This is a genomic window from Alishewanella jeotgali KCTC 22429 (assembly GCF_000245735.1).
GTDB lineage: Bacteria > Pseudomonadota > Gammaproteobacteria > Enterobacterales > Alteromonadaceae > Alishewanella > Alishewanella jeotgali.
The window spans coordinates 22253-41098 of sequence record NZ_AHTH01000004.1 but is presented as its reverse complement, the minus strand read 5'-3'; the positions used below and the strand labels follow the sequence as shown (position 1 = coordinate 41098).

The following is an 18846-nucleotide window of genomic DNA, read 5'->3' as shown; positions in this document are numbered from 1 at the left end:
GCTACAATAGCTACTACACTGCGCAGCTTAAAACATCCCCGTTAATTTTGTGGATCCTGCAATGTCGCAGTGATTGATAAAAGGATGCAATAATGGCAAAGATAGACGGTCTACCCTCAGTACTACTACAAAATGTCAGCAAACTCATCAAACAAAAAGTAAAAGAGCAGGTCGAGCTGGTCGATAAATTTGCCCATACTTTGTATGGCAATATTTCCAGTGAAGATTTGGTAGGTCGTAACGACAGTGATCTGTACGGTGCGGCATTAAGTTTGTGGCAAACCTTTAACCAACATGCCGAACCTCAAGCGCGGATCCGGGTGTTCAATCCGGAAATTGCCCGTCATGGCTGGGAATCCAAACACACCATTGTTGAAATCGTGGTGCAGGATATGCCATTTCTGGTCGATTCGGTGCGGATGGCACTAAACCGGCACAATATTACTGCGCATTTACTGTTGCATTATCCGCTGCAAACCAAACGTGATAGCAAAAACGCCATCACTGAGTTCGCTAAGCTGGGTCGCTTAGCCGACGCCAGTACTCAGCAAACCGTATTCCATATTGAAATTGATCGTATGACCGATGCCGATGCAATAGCGGCGTTAAAAGCCGAACTGCTGTCGGTCATGGAAGATGTGTCGCTGGCGGTGCAGGATTGGCAGCCGGCGCGGCAAAAGCTGTTAGATGTGATCAAAGCCTTACCTAAACATGCCGGTAAGGCATCGGCAGCCGAGCTGGCCGAAACCACCGAGTTTTTAAACTGGCTGGTAAAAGATAATTTTACGCTGCTGGGTTACCGCTCTTATGAAATCAAGCCGGTAAAAGGTGATTACCAGATTGTCGGTGACCGTGATTCGGCGCTGGGTCTGATGCGCCGCTCTGAGCCGCGAGATCTGATGCTGTCAGAATTGCCGGAGCGCGGCCGTCAGCAAGCCCTGTCCAGCGGTTTGCTGATCCTGACGAAAACCAATGCCAAATCGCGGGTCCATCGTCCGGCCTATATTGACTATATCGGTGTGAAGCGCTTTGACAAAAACGGCAAGGTGGTCGGTGAAGATCGCTTTATCGGCTTATATTCATCCAGTCTGTATAACAACAGCGCCGCCGATATTCCACTGCTGAAAAACAAACTGCAACAGGTGATGGAGCAGTCTGAATTTGCGGTGGGAACCCATGCTTATAAAGCCTTACTGAATATTCTGGAAACCTATCCCCGCGATGAGCTGATCCAGGCCAATGCTGACGAATTGTTAGACGTAAGCCGTGGTGTGTTACAAATGCAGGAAAGGGATATGACACGGCTGTTTGTGCGTGAAGATACCTTTGGCCGCTTTGTCACGGCGATGGTGTATGTACCGCGTGAGCGCTACAACACCCAGTTGCGTAAAGACACCCAGGCCATCCTGGCCCAGGCCTTTGGTTCAACCGAGCCGGTTGAATTTACGACCTATTTTTCAGAATCTGTGTTGGCTCGCACCCATTATCTGGTGCGGATCAACGATAGCCAAGTCGAGTATAATGTGAAAGAAATCGAACGTAATCTGGTTGAAGCCGCCCGCACCTGGGAAGATAAACTGGAAACAGCTTTGATCGGTGTGTACGGCGAAGCCCGCGGTCGCGAGTTAAGCCGCAAGTATGTTAATGCCTTCCCGCGCGCCTATAAAGAAGACATGTTACCGAATGATGCGCTGGTCGACATCGGTAAACTGGAGTCTTTATCTGCCGAACATAAACTGGAAATGTTGTTCTACCGGCCACAGGAAGAGGGCAAGGACAGTAAAGCTGTGCGGCTGAATCTGTTCCATAAAGATCACCCAATTCATTTGTCTGATGTGTTGCCGATGCTGGAAAACTTCGGTTTACGGGTTATCGGTGAAACACCTTATGCTGTTAAGTGCCCGGACGGCTCGGTGAGCTGGATCCTGAACTTCGCAATGGAGTTAAACGGTGAAGTGCCTGCCGATTTCGCCGCTGCGTCGCAAAGCTTCCAGGACTCACTGACGAAAGTCTGGGCGGGCCAGCTGGAAGATGACGGTTTTAACCGCCTGATCCTCGGTGCCGGTCTGAGCGGGCGTGAAGCCTCTATTCTGCGTGCGTACGCCAAATATAAGCGCCAGATTGGCAGCACCTTTAGTCAGAGCTATGTCGAGAGCACCTTTGCCCGTTATGCGACCCTGGCCGGTTTACTGGTACAGTTGTTTAATGCCAAGTTCTCACCCAGCGAAAAAACCAGCGCCAAACAGCTGGAGAAACTGGAAGAGCAAATCGCTGCTCAGCTGGAAAATGTGGCTAACCTCGATGACGACCGCATTATCCGGCGTTTTGTAGATATGATTAACGCTACCCTGCGTACTAACTTCTTCCAGCGTTATGACGATGGTGCTGAAAAACCTTATATTTCCTTTAAGATCAAACCTGATCTGATCCCGGAAATGCCGTTACCAATGCCGATGTTTGAAATCTTCGTCTACTCACCACGGGTTGAAGGTGTGCATCTGCGTTTCGGTAAGGTCGCCCGTGGCGGTTTACGCTGGTCTGATCGACGCGAAGATTTCCGTACCGAAGTGCTGGGCCTGGTAAAAGCACAGCAGGTGAAGAACACCGTAATAGTACCATCTGGTGCCAAGGGCGGTTTTGTTTGTAAGAAGTTGCCGGAAACCGGCGGTCGCGAAGCCTTTATCAATGAAGGTAAAGAGTGTTACCGCACCTTTATCCGTGGCTTGCTGGATATTACTGACAATATTAAACAGGGTCAGATCGTGCCGCCAAAAGATGTGGTGCGTTTAGATGAAGATGATCCTTACCTGGTTGTTGCGGCCGACAAAGGTACTGCGACCTTCTCGGATATTTCTAATGGTATCTCGGAAGATTACGGTTTCTGGTTGGGCGATGCCTTTGCCTCCGGCGGTTCGAACGGCTATGACCATAAGAAAATGGGCATCACGGCCCGTGGCGGCTGGGAAGCAGTAAAACGGCACTTCCGCGAAATTGGTATCGATTGCCAGACCACCGATTTCACCTGTGTTGCTATTGGTGATATGGCCGGTGACGTGTTCGGTAACGGCATGTTGCTGTCTAAGCATATTCGCTTACAGGCTGCCTTTAACCATATGCATATCTTTATTGACCCGAATCCGGATGCGGCCAGCTCCTTTAAAGAGCGTGAGCGTTTATTTAATCTGCCGACATCTACCTGGGATGATTATGATAAAGCACTGATTTCTGAAGGCGGTGGCGTGTTCGCCCGTAGCGCCAAGTCAATTAAGTTAAGCCCGCAAATGAAAGAGATGCTGGGCACGACCAAAACGAGCATGACGCCAAATGAGCTGATCCGGGAATGTTTGATGATGCCGGTCGACCTGATTTGGAACGGCGGTATCGGTACCTACGTCAAAGCCAGCAACGAAACCCATGCTGAAGTCGGTGACCGTGGTTCGGAAGCACTGCGGGTCAATGGTCGCGAGCTGCGCGCACGGATCTTCGGTGAAGGGGGCAACCTGGGTTGTACCCAACGTGGCCGGATTGAATATGCGGCCAACGGTGGTCGTATCAATACCGATTTCGTCGATAACGTGGGCGGTGTAACCTGTTCGGATAACGAAGTTAATATCAAGATCCTGTTAAACTCCCTGACGGCAGCCGGTGATTTAACGCTGAAACAGCGTAATAAATTACTAAATGATATGACGGATGATGTGGCTGCGATCGTGATCGGCGATTGTTACCGGCAAACCCAGAGTATCAGTCTGTCGTCGTTGTTAGGTTCTGAACAGATCAAGGAATATACCCGCTTTATCCATGCCCTGGAGAAAGACGGCAAATTAAACCGTGAGCTGGAATTCCTGCCATCAGATGACGACCTGGCCGATCGGATGGCCAAAGGCATGGGGTTAACCCGTCCTGAACTGGCGATCCTGACTGCCTACGGTAAGATGGTGTTAAAAGAGCGTTTAGTGACGCCGGAGATTTCGGATAATCCTTACTTCCAGCAGTTGTTAACCGGTGCCTTCCCGGCAGTATTACAACAGAAGTTTGGCAAGGAAATCAGTCAGCATCCGTTGAAAGCCGAGATCGTGGCCACCAAGCTTGCAAATATGCTAGTTAACGAAATGGGCCCGAACTTTGTGCAGCGTATGTTCGAAGAAACCGGTGCCAGCGTGGCGGAAGTGGCTATTTGTTATGCCATAGTGCGTGAACTGTTCGATGTGGCCAAGTACTGGCAGCAGCTGGAACAACTGGATAATAAAGTGTCGGCGGCACTGCAAAGCCGGGTCTTGTTCCAGTTACGTCGTACCATGCGCCGGGCTACCCGCTGGTTTGTGCGTCACCGCGACAAGGCGCTGGATATTAACCAGACCATCAAGTTCTTTAAACCGGCTTACGAGAGCATCAGTAACGATCTGGCTAACTATATGGCCGAGCGTGAGATGCAGGAGCTGACTGAGAAATGTAATGAGCTGACAGAGCAGGGGATCCCGGCAACTGTGGCACGTTATCTGACGCAGTTAAGCACCGTATTCTCGGTAATGGATATTGCACAGGTTGCCGATGCCCAGCAGACGCCACTACCGATGGTAGCGGAAATTTACTTCAAACTGGGTGATAAACTGGATCTGCATTGGTTCCTGGAGCAAATTACCCGCCAACCGGTGGCAAACCACTGGCAGGCGCTGGCACGGGCTTCGTACCGCGAGGAGCTGGATTGGCAACAACGTGGTTTAACCTCAGTGGTAGTGAAGAGCTGTGGCAGTGTCTGTAATGCCGATGACATTATCCAGAACTGGCTGGATCAGCATCAGCATCTGGTTGAACGCTGGCGGTTAATGTTGTCAGAGTTTAAGACTACGCAAAGCCATGAGTTTGCGAAGTTTTCAGTAGCAATGCGTGAACTGATGTTGTTAAGTCAGTCGGTCTGATGCTGTTAACTTTAGTCTGAAGTCATTACAATACCCCGCTTAGCCGGGGTATTTTTTATTGCAGGATTTGTTATGTTTTATCCAGTTGCCAGAAAAGTGTTGTTTAGTTGTGATGCCGAGCGCTCACATGATTTTGCCCTTGGCAGTTTAAAGCGGCTGGTAAATACGCCACTGTCAGCCTTGTGGCGGCAACAGTTGGTCGCCAAACCGAAAACGGTAGCCGGTATCCGCTTTGAAAATCCGGTTGGTCTGGCTGCAGGGCTGGATAAAAATGCCGACTGTATTACTGCCTTTGCCCAGATGGGTTTTGGTTTTCTGGAAGTGGGTACCGTGACGCCAAGGCCGCAGGAGGGCAACCCGAAACCACGGATGTTCCGCTTGCCGCAGGCTGAAGCCATTATTAACCGCATGGGTTTTAATAATAAAGGCGTCGATTATCTGGTTAACAATGTCAAACACAGCCAGTTTAAAGGCGTGCTAGGCATTAATATCGGCAAGAATAAGGACACGCCAAACGAACAGGGCAAAGACGACTATGTGCAATGTATGCGTAAGGTTTATCCCTATGCCAGCTATATTACGGTCAATATTTCATCGCCCAATACCCCCGGTCTGCGCGACCTGCAATTCGGTGAAGCGTTATTTGATTTATTACAAAGCGTTAAGAATGAACAGTTAGATTTGCAGGCACACTATGATAACTATGTGCCGGTCTTTGTAAAAATCGCGCCGGACATGGACAGCGTCGCGGTAGAGCAGGTGGCAGAGACCTTACTGCGCAGTAAAATGGACGGCGCCATTGCCACCAATACCACCCTGGATCGTAGCCTGGTAGCAGGATTAAAATATGCGGACGAAGCAGGTGGCTTAAGTGGTAAGCCAGTGCAACAGCGTAGCACAGCGGTATTAACCCAGCTGCGCCAGGCTGTCGGCAATGATTTTCCGATTATTGGTGTGGGCGGGATCCATGATGTCAGCTCTGCCCAACAAAAACTGGCGGCGGGCGCCGACTTGTTGCAGCTGTATACCGGTTTTATCTACGGCGGGCCGGCGCTGGTAAAATCAATCGTTGATGCGTTATAAAGATCCGTCGCTGATCAACATTTTTTAGACATAAATAATCTTTAACTTTTTGATCAGCGTGCTATATTAGTGCTAATTACTGCGTAGTCTGACCAGATTTAGGAGAGCGATGTTAACGCCGTCAGAGCAATGGACCTGGTATTATTGCCCACAGCAAGATCGGCTGCTACTGGATATTGATGACCAGTTGCAGTTTAGCTCTGAGCTGTCTGCTGCCAACCTGAATGACAAACCCGTCCGCCAGCCATTTTCACTGGCGGAAGCGGAAGCTTTCTGGCGTTTTCATGAAGCGCTGCAGCCAGTCATTGCTGATGACGCTCTGCGCTTTGAACTCTGTTTACATGCCCTTGCTAATCGTTACCGGCAACTAAGTGCCCATAAAAGCTGGTATTTCGCGACCCAGCGGGCGCAGGATAGCGGTTTGTATCAATTGGTGCAGTTGCAAGGTAAAGATACCTTACTGGCTTTGGTTGTGGCCTCGGATCTGGAATGTGTCGAATGCTTGTTGCTTGAAGACGGCGAGTCTTTAGCCGGCAAACAGCTTAGCCGCCATACCGTGATCCGCGTGCTGCGCAACCGCGCCTTGCCGACTGAGGTTGATGTCGGTTATGCCCGTACCGCCTGATGCGGTCACATACTCAACTGCAGACACAGTGTCAGGCCGCTCTGAGCTGGTTGTTACCGCATGTTAAAAATCAAATCTCTGTTACAGCAAGCCTTTGCCCGGCAGCCATTGGTTGATGGCAGGCGGGTCGGCGGCCTTAGTAAAAGGCGCCGCTTTTTGCTGTTGCTGTTAGCCTTATTCCACCTTTCAGGTGCCTTATCGTCGCTGGATGCCCTGATGTCGTCGCGCACAGCTCAGGGCAGCATCGCCTGGATTATTTCCCTCAATACCTTTCCCTATGCGGCAGTGCCTGCTTATTGGATCTTTGGCCGCAGTCGTTTTCAGGGCTATGTTATCTCGCGTCAGGAAACCGAGCATGAGCTGTTTAACAAGCATCAGTTAAAAGCATCCGGGGTTGAGGATTTTGTATTACACAGCATTCGCGATCGCGGCAGTTTGCAAGCAGTGGAACGCCTGGCCAAGATGCCGTTTTTACGCGGTAACAGCGCGCAACTGCTAATCGATGGCGAGCAAACCTTTGCCAGTATCTTTGACGGTATTCGCCAGGCACAGCAGTATGTGCTGGTGCAGTTCTATATTGTGCGTGATGATCAGCTCGGTCGGCAGTTACAGCAACTGCTGATTGAAAAAGCCCGTCAGGGCGTGCAGGTATACTTTTTATATGATGAAATCGGCAGTTATCGCTTACCGCAAAGCTATTTACGGGCAATGACCGATGCCGGTGTCGCAGTACGGCCTTTTCATTCCACCAAGGGCGCGGGCAATCGGTTTCAGCTGAATTTTCGTAATCACCGTAAAATCGTGATTGCAGATGGTAAACAAGGCTGGCTGGGCGGTTTTAATGTCGGTGATGAATACTTAGGGCAGGTCCCGCGTTACGGCCAGTGGCGGGATACCCATTTAAAACTCACTGGTCCCGGCGTGCTGGCACTGCAATTGTCTTTTGTCGAAGATTGGTATTGGACCGCCGAAACCATCCCGGCGCTTTACTGGCAGGCAGAAGCAGCTGCTGATGGTGATATCCCGGTGCTGATTTTGCCATCCGGACCAGCTGATCGCTTTGAAACTGCCAGCTTACTGATTCAACATGCGCTGCATAGTGCGCGCGAGCGGATTTGGATCGCCAGTCCGTATTTTGTACCTGACGAGGGGACCCTGGCGGCACTGAAGCTGGCAGCGCTGCGCGGGGTGGATGTCCGGATCCTGATCCCGGAGCGCACTGATAATCTGCTGGTCACTCAGGCGGCCTACGCCTTTATTGGCCCTTTGCTGGATGCTGGTGTTAAAATCTATCGCTATCAGCAGGGCTTTTTACATGCGAAGAGTTTTTTGGTCGATCAGCAGCTCAGCGCCATTGGCACCGTCAACCTGGATAACCGCTCGTTCCGGCTAAACTTTGAAATTACCGCGCTGCTGTTAGATGAGGCCTTTAATGCTGAGGTTGCGACCATGTTTGTTGCTGATTTTCAGCGTTCCCGGCAAATGAGCCTGACGGAGATTATTGAACGGCCCTGGTGGCGGCGCGCAGTATCGCGCGCCGCGCATTTGATGGCCCCGGTTTTATAGCCGCGATTTTTAGGAGAACACTGTTGGCTGAACATCAGGCCGCTTGGCTAAGTTTTACCGCGCTGTTAAACGACAGTCTGCACCAGCAGCAGCTGGTCAAGCTGGTTTTAAGTAAATACCAGGGCACGGAGCCAGCATTACAACGGCTGGAGGTTACACCGGTACAGTTAAAGGACAGCTGGCAGCTGAAATTTCTGTATCAGTATCAAACCAACCATGTGACTAAGAACTACCCGGCTGCGCAGGCAGCGACTGTGCTGGATGGCCTGCTGACAGCGTTTGCGCAAGCTAATCTGCAAAGTACCCGACATAGCGCGCAACTGTCGAAAAGTAAAAAAGGTAAGTATCTGTTGGCCACTAAGCAACAGGCACAAACGGCCAAAATCGAGAGTCATAATAGAGCCAAGCAACGCTACGTTGAACAAAGCCGGCCATTTTTAACGGCGTTAGGCGTCACCGATAGCCGTGGTGAGATCATTCCGTCGATGTCGAATAAGTGGAAGCAGATCAATAAGTTTATTGAAATTCTCTCCGGCGCAGTAAAAGACACCGGCTTGTTAGAACGCGCTGAGCTGCATGTGGCGGATTTTGGTTCAGGGAAGGCGTATCTGACCTTTGCGATGCATGACTATTTCCGGCATAGCGCCGGCATCGCGGCGGAGGTAACAGGGGTGGAGCTCAGACAGTCGCTGGTTGACCTGTGTAATAACACTGCGACTCAGTTGCAGCTCGATGGCATCCGGTTTGCCCAAGGCGATGTAAAGCATTTTAAAGCTCAGGGCATTAACGTGATGGTGGCGCTGCACGCCTGCGATACCGCCACCGATTATGCTATCCATATGGGTATTCGCACCGGCGCCGAAATCATTATGTGCTCACCGTGTTGCCACAAGGAGATCCGGCCACAGGTGCAGCTACCTGCAGTACTGTCACCCATGTTACAGCATGGTATTCATTTGGGTCAGGAGGCTGAGATGCTGACCGACAGTCTGCGCGCACTGCTGCTGGAAGCCCATGGTTACGATACCAAGGTGTTTGAATTTATTTCACTGGAGCATACCAGTAAAAATAAAATGATCCTGGCGACCCGGCGACAAAAACCAAAACCCCGAGCGCCGATCCTGGCACAGATTGCCGCCTTAAAGCAGTTTTATGGGGTCCGTCAGCACTGTCTGGAGCAACTGCTGCAGCACAGTGCTGATGAAAATGCAGCCAGTGAGTTAACACCGGCAACCTAAAGTGACATCAGTTAACTGCAACAGCACTAGCGGCGCTGTTGCAGGGCATCCACTAACTGTTTTACTGCTTTTATTTGCGCGCCGGCATTAGTTGCGTAATCCTCGCCACTATAGCCCCACCAATCCCAGCAGCCATTCGGGTTAAAGGGCGACATTGCACTTTTCTCAACCTGTGGATACAGGATCACCAGCTGATTGGTATCGGCATATTCGTTCAAGCCGGTATGCCGGATAAAGGCATCGCCCACCTGGCTGGCGTCCTGACGGCAGCCATGAAAACTGACGTGTAAGCGACAGTTGTTACCGGAGGCACAGGCCGTTGGCACATACAGATAACCGTACTGTGCTAATTGGCCGCGGGCAGCACTGGCCAGCTGGTGCTGATCAAATTTCAGCAAGGTGCCACTGCTGTTGCTGGCGGCGTTCTGTAGCTCGCCAAGCAGATGGGATAGCAATTTGCCGGCAGCGTCATACTCACAGCTGGCAACAAAGGGTGCCTCGGATTTATTGCAGTCGGTTAAACCGCTTTTTGCCGTCGGGAAATGATGGGCAAAGGGCTGGTCGTTAATCCATACCAACTGCTCCGCCGGCAACCATTGCTGATATTGCTGGTACAGGGCGGCGCTGACTTGCGGCAACACGGTGCTGTCGGCGCTCCCGCTAAAGATCCAGACTCTGCTATTTGCCAGCGCTGCCGGTGCTGCCAGCTTACCGGCTTGTTGCTGTTGCTGAAGGTAAGCGTTGATCGCCTTCAGATCAGGTGCGGCGGTTGCCTGATTCATACAGTGCGCCAAGGCCTGACGTAAATCGTTACGTGCACAGTACACCGGGCCTGCCGCCAGAATGGCCGCACCGGAAACCTCAGGGGCAAACGCCAAATGGAACTGTGCTGCCATATAGCCGCCGGATGATAACCCCGACACCGTCAGCGACGGCGACAGCTTAAGCTCCGGGATCGCCTGTAATTCGGGTAGAGCAGCAGCCTGTACGGCGACACTGCACAGCATGGCAGTACTGAAAACACTGGGAATAAAAGGGCGCATAGTCACTCCAAAGAAAATACGCTACCAGCTTAGTTGCTGCGTCACGTCTGGCAATAATGCTTTAGTACAGCTGCTATTGCTGTGGCTGCTGTAAATAGTCCAGATAACGGTTGGTATCCCGCTGTTGCGCCACCTGTTGCCAGATCCTGACAGCAAGATCCGGATTTTGCTGATAAAAGGCCTTACTAAACATTAAATAACCAACCGAGTGGTACACCGGTGTCGGGTAGATCTGCAGCGGTCGCAGCAGTAGTTCGGCGGGCTCGACAGTAATGCCGTTCAACTCACAGAGTACTGTGGTCGCGTCCACCCGTCCTGAGCTGACTAATTCCAGCGCATGGCTAATTGAATCGGCTGATACCTCAATATGAGGGCCAGGCATCGGCAAGGGGCGGTAGCCAAGTGGGCGGGCCAGGGCAAACTCGCGCTGTTGACTCAGTTTCTCCGGTAGCAAACCCTGTTGATGATAAGTCAGACACAGGCTAAAGCTACTCATGGCCAGACTCTCATCGGGTTGACCGTCAGGGCGGCGTGGCGCCTGCATATAGTAGTCGCGCTCGCTGGCATATTCCGCTACCAGCGCATCGACCTGATTGGCTTCTAGTTGCGCCAGACAACGTAACCAAGGTTGGCGGATCAGAACGAGCTCGATGTTAGTGGCCTTTGCTACTGCTTGCAGATGCTCGATAGCGGCGCCAGGCTGTGGCGCAGGCAAGTCACCGTGGCCATTATAAAAGGGTAACAGCGGTTTATCTTCATAACAAAAACGCAGACTGGCGCTATCAGCCGTGGCCTTGTTTTGCCAAAGCAGCGTAATAACCAACAACAGACCGGAATAAAGATACTGCATAGGGCGACCGTTATGGCTGGCTAGGCGACGCGGCGATAAGCCTGGTCGCGCCGCGGCCACGCGGATCGGACACCGCTTGTGTGCCATCCTGATTAAGCAGGATCAGTTGGATATCGCCTAAGTCCCAGTTTGGCGTATGCAACGAATAACCGCGGGCGGTTAATTCAGCTTGTACCGGTTCAGCCAGAGCTTGCACACTTTCCATCCGGATCTGATCTTTTGGCAGCAGCTGGTGGTGAAAGCGGGGTGCGGCGACAGCTTGTTCTGCTGTCATGTTAAAGTCATACAAATTATTTATCACTTGAAAAATACTGGTAAAAATCGTCGAGCCACCCGGCGTACCGATCACCAGCTCCGGTTGATTATCTTTTAACACTATAGTCGGTGTCATCGAAGACAGCATACGTTTACCCGGTGCTATGGCGTTAGCATCGCTGCCGACCACGCCAAAAGCATTAGGCACACCTGGCTTGGCAGAAAAGTCATCCATTTCGTTATTCAATAAAAAACCAGCACCGCTGACTACCACACCACTGCCATAATCCAGATTCAGGGTGTAGGTATTGGAGACGGCATTGCCGGCATGATCAACAATCGAAAAGTGCGTAGTTTGCTCTGATTCCAGACCTGGTTTAATGGTCTCAGTGGCCGATATAGCTTTGGGATTGATCTCCTGGGCCCGCCGGGCCAGGTAGTCAGGCGCCAGCAATTTTTGGCTCGGCACCTCGGTAAAGGCCGGATCGCCCAGATAGTCGGCCCGATCGGCAAACACCCGTTTCGCAATCTCAGCCATCAGGTGTACATACTGGGCGGAATTGTGTGCAACATCCTGAAAATGTTGTTGATTTAGCTCTTTGAGCGTCAGTAACTGCTGTAAGGCAATTCCGCCTGAACTGGGGGGCGGTGCGGTGATAAGCTGCCGGTCACGCCAGCGCGTTACCAGAGGGGTACGCCAGACTGCTTGATAGGCAGCCAGATCGGCCATTGAGATCAAGCCACCACCACGCTGCATTTCGGCAACAATCAACTCAGCGGTTTTGCCCTGATAAAAGTCGCTCGGGCCCTCGGCAGCCAGGCGTTTTAACGTCGCGGCCAGCTCAGCTTGCACAAAGCGTTCACCCGGCTGCATCTTGCCAAAGTAAGCAACAAAATTGGTTTTACCAGCAAAGCGTTGCAGCATATCGCCTTCATACAGATAGGCTTTATCTGGCACAATAAAACCCTGCTCAGCCAATTGGATCGCTGGCGCCAGCAATTCCGGCCAGCTCTTGCTACCAAATAACTGATGTAATTGCCACATGCCCATTACCGTGCCCGGCACGCCGGACGCCTGATGGCCAATTAAACTGAGGTTTTCAATCACCTCACCTTCAGCGTTCAGGTACATATCGCGGTGCGCCCGGGCCGGAGCCGTTTCCCGGTAATCCAGGAAATAGGCCTTGCCATTAAACCATAAAGTCAGAAAGCCACCGCCGCCCAGGTTACCTGCCTCCGGATAGGTGACTGCCAGGGTAAAGGCTGTGGCAACAGCTGCATCGACCGCATTACCACCCTGGCGCAAGATTTCAGCCGCCACTTGCGCACCATACTGATCCGGGCTGGCCACGGCAGCGGTGAGCTGCTGTGTTTTGGCTGTCGCGTTAAGGTTAAGACTTGCCAGAATAAGGCAACTAATCAGACTGATTTGACGCAATAGCATAGGCTGAGACCGGCGAGTTAACGATAAACTAAACCTTAGCATCAGCCGCATGGAAAAGAAACAATGAAAAAAAGGCGCCACAGAGAGGGGCGCCAAGCGTCAGGTTTACGCAGTACGTATAACAACAGGCCCCAGTCTAACGTGCTGCTGCTGCGACGCCTTGATCCAACGCAATAAAAGCACCATCAGCCGGAATAAGTTGCTCTGCGTCTGATAATGTCTTACAACAATCAGTAACCTTTTTATATCCGGAGTCGAATTATGAAACCTCAATCTTTGTTAGCAGCGCTTTGTCTCGTCCCAGCTCTGTCTTTTGCGGCTGCACCATCCGGTATTGTGATCCACGGTGGTGCCGGTACCATTAACAAAGCTCAGCTGACAGATACCCAACGTCAGGCGTATGAAGCAACCCTTAAGCATGCTGCGGAACAGGGTTATGCCGTGTTGCAACAAGGTGGTAGCAGCCTGGATGCGGTAACTCGCGCCGTAATGATTCTGGAGGACTCGCCGCTGTTTAATGCCGGCAAGGGCGCGGTTTATACCTATGATGAAAGCCATGAATTGGATGCTTCTATTATGCAGGGGCAAGACCGGCAAGCCGGCGCCGTTGCCGGTGTTAGTACCATCAAAAACCCAATCTTGCTGGCACGGGCAGTGATGGAGCAATCCGAGCATGTGATGCTCGCCGGTGCCGGCGCTGAGGCCTTTGCCGATACCCTTCAGCTGGAGCGGGTTCCCAACAGCTATTACAACACTGAATTTCGCTATGAGGCATTAAAACGCGCCAAACAAGCACTGCAACCACAGCCACATCAGGCAGCCATTCCTTTTGACCCTGCCTGGCGTATGGGCACCGTTGGCGCTGTGGCGATTGATAAGACCGGTAATCTGGCCGCCGCGACCTCAACAGGTGGCATGACCGCCAAGCGCTATGGCCGGATTGGCGATGCCCCGGTAATTGGTGCCGGTAATTTTGCCGACAACCAAAGTTGTGCGGTCTCCGCTACCGGCCATGGTGAGTATTTTATCCGTTATCAGGTTGCTTCAGATATCTGCGCCAGAGTGAAGTATCAAGGCAAAACGGCCAGTGCAGCGGCAACGGAAGTGATGGCTGAGCTGGCACAAGTCGGTGGCACGGGTGGCGTAATTGTAGTGGATCCGCAAGGGCGCTTAAGCTGGGCCTTTAATACCGAGGGTATGTACCGGGCGATGTTGGGCGATACGACACCACTTAAAGTTGAGATTTTTCAAGCCGAATAACGCGTGAATAGCAGGCAAAACGGCGTTTCATCGTCTAACCTTAACTAAGCGGTAGCTGGAAGTCCGGTGTAACAGGATTGCGGCAACCGCACCTTGTATTAAGAAGATAAGGGGGACGCATGGACTTACTAAAAGTTGCCGACTATATGAATCGTCATCCGGTGACCTTTGATGCTGAAATGCCAGTGGAAATGGCGGTGGATCGGCTGATTAAAGGCCGGCAAACCGGTGGCCCGGTGATTGATGCGCAGCGCAAAATTATAGGTTTTATCTCCGAGCAGGATTGCCTGGCACGGATGCTGATGTCGACTTATCATGACCAGCAGGCCGCGCGGGTCAGTGATGTGATGCGGACCGAGGTGCTGACGGTAAAAGAGTACGACGGCATTATCGATCTGGCGCAAACCATGTTAAAGGCCAAACCCAAGCTCTACCCGGTGGTTGATGATAACGGTCATCTGCTGGGAATTATTACCCGCTCTGATGTGTTAGGCGCCATAGATAAAGAACTTCACTCGCACTATAGCAAAGCGGGTTAGAGTTAAGCTGGTTAGAGTAAAGCTGGCTAGCGGTAAAGCGGAGCAGGACGCAAGAAAGCTGGCGCTAAGGCTGCAGTAGCGTTGCACTCCTAACCCCTAACTTGATAGCATTGCGCCCTCTGAAAGCTGAGGGCGCTAACTTGTCTGTCGAAACACCATCCACTGTCTCCACCTTGTCGGCCCAAATCGGTCAGTGTCTGCTGCAAGATCAATTCCGGCTACGCCGTAAACTGGCCCAGCTAAAACAGCTGCCACCAGAGCAAGCTGCGGCGCAACTGAGCAAACTTGAAGCGCAAATCGCTCAGTCCTCTGCGCTACGAGCGGCCAGGCTCTCTGCCATGCCGAAGTTAAGCTATCCGGCTGAGCTGCCGGTGGTGGCGAAAAAAGACGAAATTAAAGCCGCTATTGCCGCCCATCAGGTGGTGATTATCGCCGGCGAAACCGGCTCTGGTAAAACCACGCAAATTCCGAAAATCTGTCTGGAGCTGGGGCGGGGTGTCGCCGGCACTATTGGTCATACCCAGCCCAGACGTTTGGCAGCGCGCAGTGTCTGTGCCCGCTTAGCTGAAGAGCTGCAATGCCAGGTTGGTCAGCAAATTGGCTATAAAATTCGCTTTGGTGATCATACTAATCAGCAAACGCTGGTCAAATTGATGACCGACGGCATCTTGCTAACCGAAATGCAGCAAGACCGCTTTTTAAACCAATACGACACCATCATTATCGATGAAGCGCACGAGCGCAGCCTGAATATCGACTTTCTGCTGGGCTACTTAAAGCAGTTATTACCACGGCGGCCGGATCTGAAGCTGATTATTACTTCAGCCACCATCGATCCTGAGCGTTTTTCCCGGCATTTTTTCGATGCCCCCATTATTGAAGTCTCAGGCCGCACCTATCCGGTAGAAGTCCGTTACCGGCCTTTTACCGAGCAGGATGATAAAGATGGCGACCAGCTGCAGGGTATTTTTGATGCGGTAGAAGAGCTGTATCGTGAGCCGCCGGGCGATATTCTGATTTTCTTAAACGGTGAGCGGGAAATTCGTGATACCGCCGATGCGCTGGAAAAACTGAAGCTGCCGCATACCGAAGTGTTACCTTTGTATGCACGCTTAAGTGCAGCAGAGCAAAACCGCATTTTTCAAACGCATGCCGGGCGGCGGATTATTTTATCGACCAACGTCGCCGAAACCTCGCTTACTGTGCCGGGTATTCGCTATGTGATCGATCCGGGCACGGCGCGTATTTCGCGATACAGCTACCGTTCCAAGGTACAACAACTACCGATTGAAGCCATTAGTCAGGCCAGTGCCAATCAGCGTAAAGGTCGCTGCGGCCGGGTCGCGGCGGGGATCTGTATCCGGCTTTACAGCGAAGAGGATTTTTTAGGCCGGCCGGAGTTTACCGATCCGGAAATTCTGCGCACTAACCTAGCGTCAGTCATTATGCAGATGCTGGCACTGGGACTGGGTGATATCGAAGCCTTTCCATTTTTGCAAAAACCAGACAGCCGCTTTGTTAACGACGGCATCAAGTTACTGGAAGAGCTGGGCGCGATCCCACAGCAACGTAGTAAGCAACAGCTCAGTTTAACGCCATTGGGCAAAACGCTGGCGCGTTTACCAATAGACCCCAGGCTTGCAAGGATGGTGCTGGCAGCCAGCGAGCAGGGCGCCTTACAGCAAGTATTGGTGATTGTTGCTGCCTTATCCATTCAGGATCCGCGCGAGCGGCCGCTGGATAAGCAACAAAAAGCCGATGAGCTGCATGGCCGCTTTGCGGATCCGGATTCTGATTTTAGCAGCTGGTTAAAGCTTTGGGATTACCTGCAACAACAACAGGATGCGCTGAGTAATAACCAGTTCCGCCGGCTGTGTAAGCAAGAGCTGCTAAATTATTTACGGGTACGGGAGTGGCAGGACCTGGTGGCGCAGCTAACTCAGGTCGCGCAGGAGCAACAGCTTAGCTTTAACGCCAATCCGCCGGGCTATCAGGCTATTCACAGCGCCATTTTAACCGGCTTGCTGGGGCAAATCGGCAGTAAAGACAGCGATGCCGACTATCTGGGACCACGACAAACCCGCTTTTATGTGTTTCCCGGCAGCCATCTGTTTAAGCGTAAACCGAAATGGATTATGGCGGCCGAATGGGTTGAAACCAGCCGCTTGTATGCGCGTACAGTAGCGAAAATTGAACCGGAATGGATTGAGCCGTTAGCTGCGCATCTGGTCAATCGCAGCTACAGTGAACCGCATTGGGAAAAGAAAAAAGGCGCCGTCGTTGCTTACGAGCAGGTCGCGCTGTACGGCGTGATTATCGTGGGTAAAAGACCGGTACTGTATAGCCGGATTGACGAGGCGGTATCACATCAGCTGTTTATCCGGGAAGCCCTGGTCAATGGCGAACTGGGCTTAAATGAAGCCTTTTTAAGTTACAACCAGCAACAAATCAGCAAGGTACAGGAGCTGGAAGAAAAATCCCGCCGCCGCGATATCCTGGTAGACGAAGATGCGCTGGCCGCGTTTTACGCCGAACGTATTCCGCAGTGGGCCAATAACCGTATCGACTTTAGCAAATGGTGGAAAAAAGCCCGCCAGACGCAGCCAGCGTTACTGAATTTCGACCCAGAGCTGCTGTATCAGCGCGATGCCTCTGATATCAGTGCCGAGCGCTTCCCGGAAAGCTGGCGCCAGGGCAATTTAACGCTGCCGCTGGAGTATCATTTTGCCCCCGGTGAGCCGGATGATGGCGTCAGCGTGTTGATCCCACTGGCATTATTAAACCAGGTCGAAGAGCAGGGCTTTGACTGGCAGATCCCGGCGCTGCGCCATGAGCTATTAGTGGCGCTGATTAAATCGCTGCCTAAGCAATACCGACGCAACTTTGTCCCGGCGCCGAATTATGCTGATGCATTAATGCAAAGCCTGACGCCCTTTAGCGAGCCACTGCTGACTGCGATTAGCAGCAAGTTAAAGCGGATGTCAGGCATAACTATCCCTGACGATGCCTGGCAGTTAACAGAGCTGCCGGCGCATCTGAAAATAAATTTCAAAATTGTCGATGAGCGTAAGCTGGTGGCGCAGGGGCGCTCTCTGGCGCTACTGAAACAGCAATTACAGGGCGCAGTGCAGCAAAGCCTCAGTGAAGTGGCTGAGCAGGGCATTGAGCAGGAGCAACTGACCGAATGGAGCTTTGGCGAGCTGCCTAAAGAATATATTAAGCTGCAGGCCGGTTTTGAAATTAAAGCCTTTCCGGCGCTGGTCGACGCCGGGCAGAGCGTTGCCATTAAGCTGCTGGATAATCCGCTGCGGGCAGAGCAGGAGCATATTAAGGGGTTGCGCCGCTTAGTGCTGCTGAATGTGCCCTCACCGGTAAAATACCTGCAGGAGTCGTTACCGAACAAAGCCAAGTTGGGCCTGTACTTTAACCCCTTTGGTAAGGTGCTGGAACTGATCGATGATTGTATCGCCGCCGCAACAGATGCCTTGATCCGCCAGCAGTTACCGGTGCAGGACAAAGCCGCCTTTGAGCGGTTACGCGAAACGCTACGTGCTGAGCTGAATGAGCGGGTACGGCAGATCGCATTGCAGGTGGAGCAAATTTTAACGGTCTATCACGACATTCAAAAGCGCTTAAAAGGTAAGGTGGATCTGGCACACTTTCAGGCGCAGGCCGATATTAAACAGCAATTAGAGCAGCTGATTTTTAAAGGCTTTGTTAGTCAACATGGTGCAGCAAGGCTGGATGATCTGAAGCGCTATCTGCAGGCGATGTTAAAGCGGCTGGAAAAGCTCCCGGTCGATCCGAACCGCGACCGTTTATTGATGCACGAGTATCAAAAGGCTGAACAGGCCTATCAGAATTTACTCGGTAAATATGCCGGTCAGGCCATTCCAGAGCCGGTCAGTCAGATCCGCTGGATGCTGGAAGAGCTCAAGGTGTCACAGCATGCGCAGCAGTTGGGTACCCCTTATCCGATTTCGGTAAAGCGAATTTTGCATGCGGTGCAGGAGCTTAAATAATA

General features: G+C 51.9%; 11 protein-coding genes. 8 read left to right on the top strand and 3 right to left on the bottom strand.

The genetic code is table 11. The features are described from left to right. Nucleotides 1-92 precede the first annotated feature (92 nt). From AJE_RS01260 to AJE_RS01240, 5 genes are all read left to right on the top strand, one after another. On the top strand, nucleotides 93-4919 hold the full coding sequence (locus AJE_RS01260) for an NAD-glutamate dehydrogenase (RefSeq protein ID WP_008608394.1): 4827 nt from the start codon (nucleotides 93-95) through the stop codon (nucleotides 4917-4919). Nucleotides 4920-4991: 72 nt separating this feature from the next. Beyond that, a complete protein-coding gene (gene pyrD / locus AJE_RS01255; protein ID WP_008949305.1) occupies nucleotides 4992-6002 on the top strand; it encodes a quinone-dependent dihydroorotate dehydrogenase in 1011 nt (336 codons plus the stop codon). Nucleotides 6003-6111: 109 nt separating this feature from the next. Continuing rightward, nucleotides 6112-6627 (top strand): cell division protein ZapC domain-containing protein, encoded by a 516-nt coding sequence (locus tag AJE_RS01250; RefSeq protein ID WP_008608396.1) that lies wholly within the window; start codon nucleotides 6112-6114, stop codon nucleotides 6625-6627. 60 nt (nucleotides 6628-6687) lie between these two features. Further along, nucleotides 6688-8193, top strand: coding sequence for a cardiolipin synthase (cls, locus tag AJE_RS01245; RefSeq protein ID WP_008608397.1), 1506 nt, complete (start codon nucleotides 6688-6690; stop codon nucleotides 8191-8193). Between the two features lie 23 nt (nucleotides 8194-8216). Beyond that, nucleotides 8217-9431 carry a class I SAM-dependent methyltransferase gene (locus AJE_RS01240; RefSeq protein WP_008949304.1) on the top strand — a complete coding sequence of 405 codons (1215 nt, stop codon included), beginning with the start codon at nucleotides 8217-8219 and terminating at the stop codon, nucleotides 9429-9431. A 26-nt stretch (nucleotides 9432-9457) separates the two neighbouring features. Here the strand turns inward: AJE_RS01240 and AJE_RS01235 are convergent, their stop codons facing one another. The 3 genes from AJE_RS01235 to ggt all read right to left on the bottom strand — a co-directional run bounded on the left by AJE_RS01235 (nucleotide 9458) and on the right by ggt (nucleotide 13023). Beyond that, nucleotides 9458-10474, bottom strand: coding sequence for an extracellular catalytic domain type 2 short-chain-length polyhydroxyalkanoate depolymerase (locus AJE_RS01235; protein WP_008949303.1), 1017 nt, complete (start codon nucleotides 10472-10474; stop codon nucleotides 9458-9460). 73 nt (nucleotides 10475-10547) lie between these two features. Continuing rightward, entirely contained in the window at nucleotides 10548-11324 is a 777-nt protein-coding gene (locus AJE_RS01230) for a type 2 periplasmic-binding domain-containing protein (RefSeq protein WP_008949302.1), read from the bottom strand. 10 nt (nucleotides 11325-11334) lie between these two features. Continuing rightward, on the bottom strand, nucleotides 11335-13023 hold the full coding sequence (gene ggt, locus AJE_RS01225) for a gamma-glutamyltransferase (RefSeq protein WP_008949301.1): 1689 nt from the start codon (nucleotides 13021-13023) through the stop codon (nucleotides 11335-11337). A 261-nt stretch (nucleotides 13024-13284) separates the two neighbouring features. Between ggt and AJE_RS01220 the strand changes: the two genes are divergently transcribed. The 3 genes from AJE_RS01220 (at nucleotide 13285) to hrpA (ending at nucleotide 18844) form a co-directional block, all read left to right on the top strand. Then, nucleotides 13285-14283: an isoaspartyl peptidase/L-asparaginase family protein gene (locus tag AJE_RS01220; protein WP_008608403.1), complete on the top strand. Its 999-nt coding sequence runs from the start codon at nucleotides 13285-13287 to the stop codon at nucleotides 14281-14283. A gap of 119 nt (nucleotides 14284-14402) precedes the next feature. After that, entirely contained in the window at nucleotides 14403-14822 is a 420-nt protein-coding gene (locus tag AJE_RS01215; RefSeq protein WP_008608405.1) for a CBS domain-containing protein, read from the top strand. Nucleotides 14823-14962: 140 nt separating this feature from the next. Continuing rightward, a complete protein-coding gene (gene hrpA, locus AJE_RS01210) occupies nucleotides 14963-18844 on the top strand; it encodes an ATP-dependent RNA helicase HrpA (protein ID WP_008949300.1) in 3882 nt (1293 codons plus the stop codon). Nucleotides 18845-18846 lie beyond the last annotated feature (2 nt).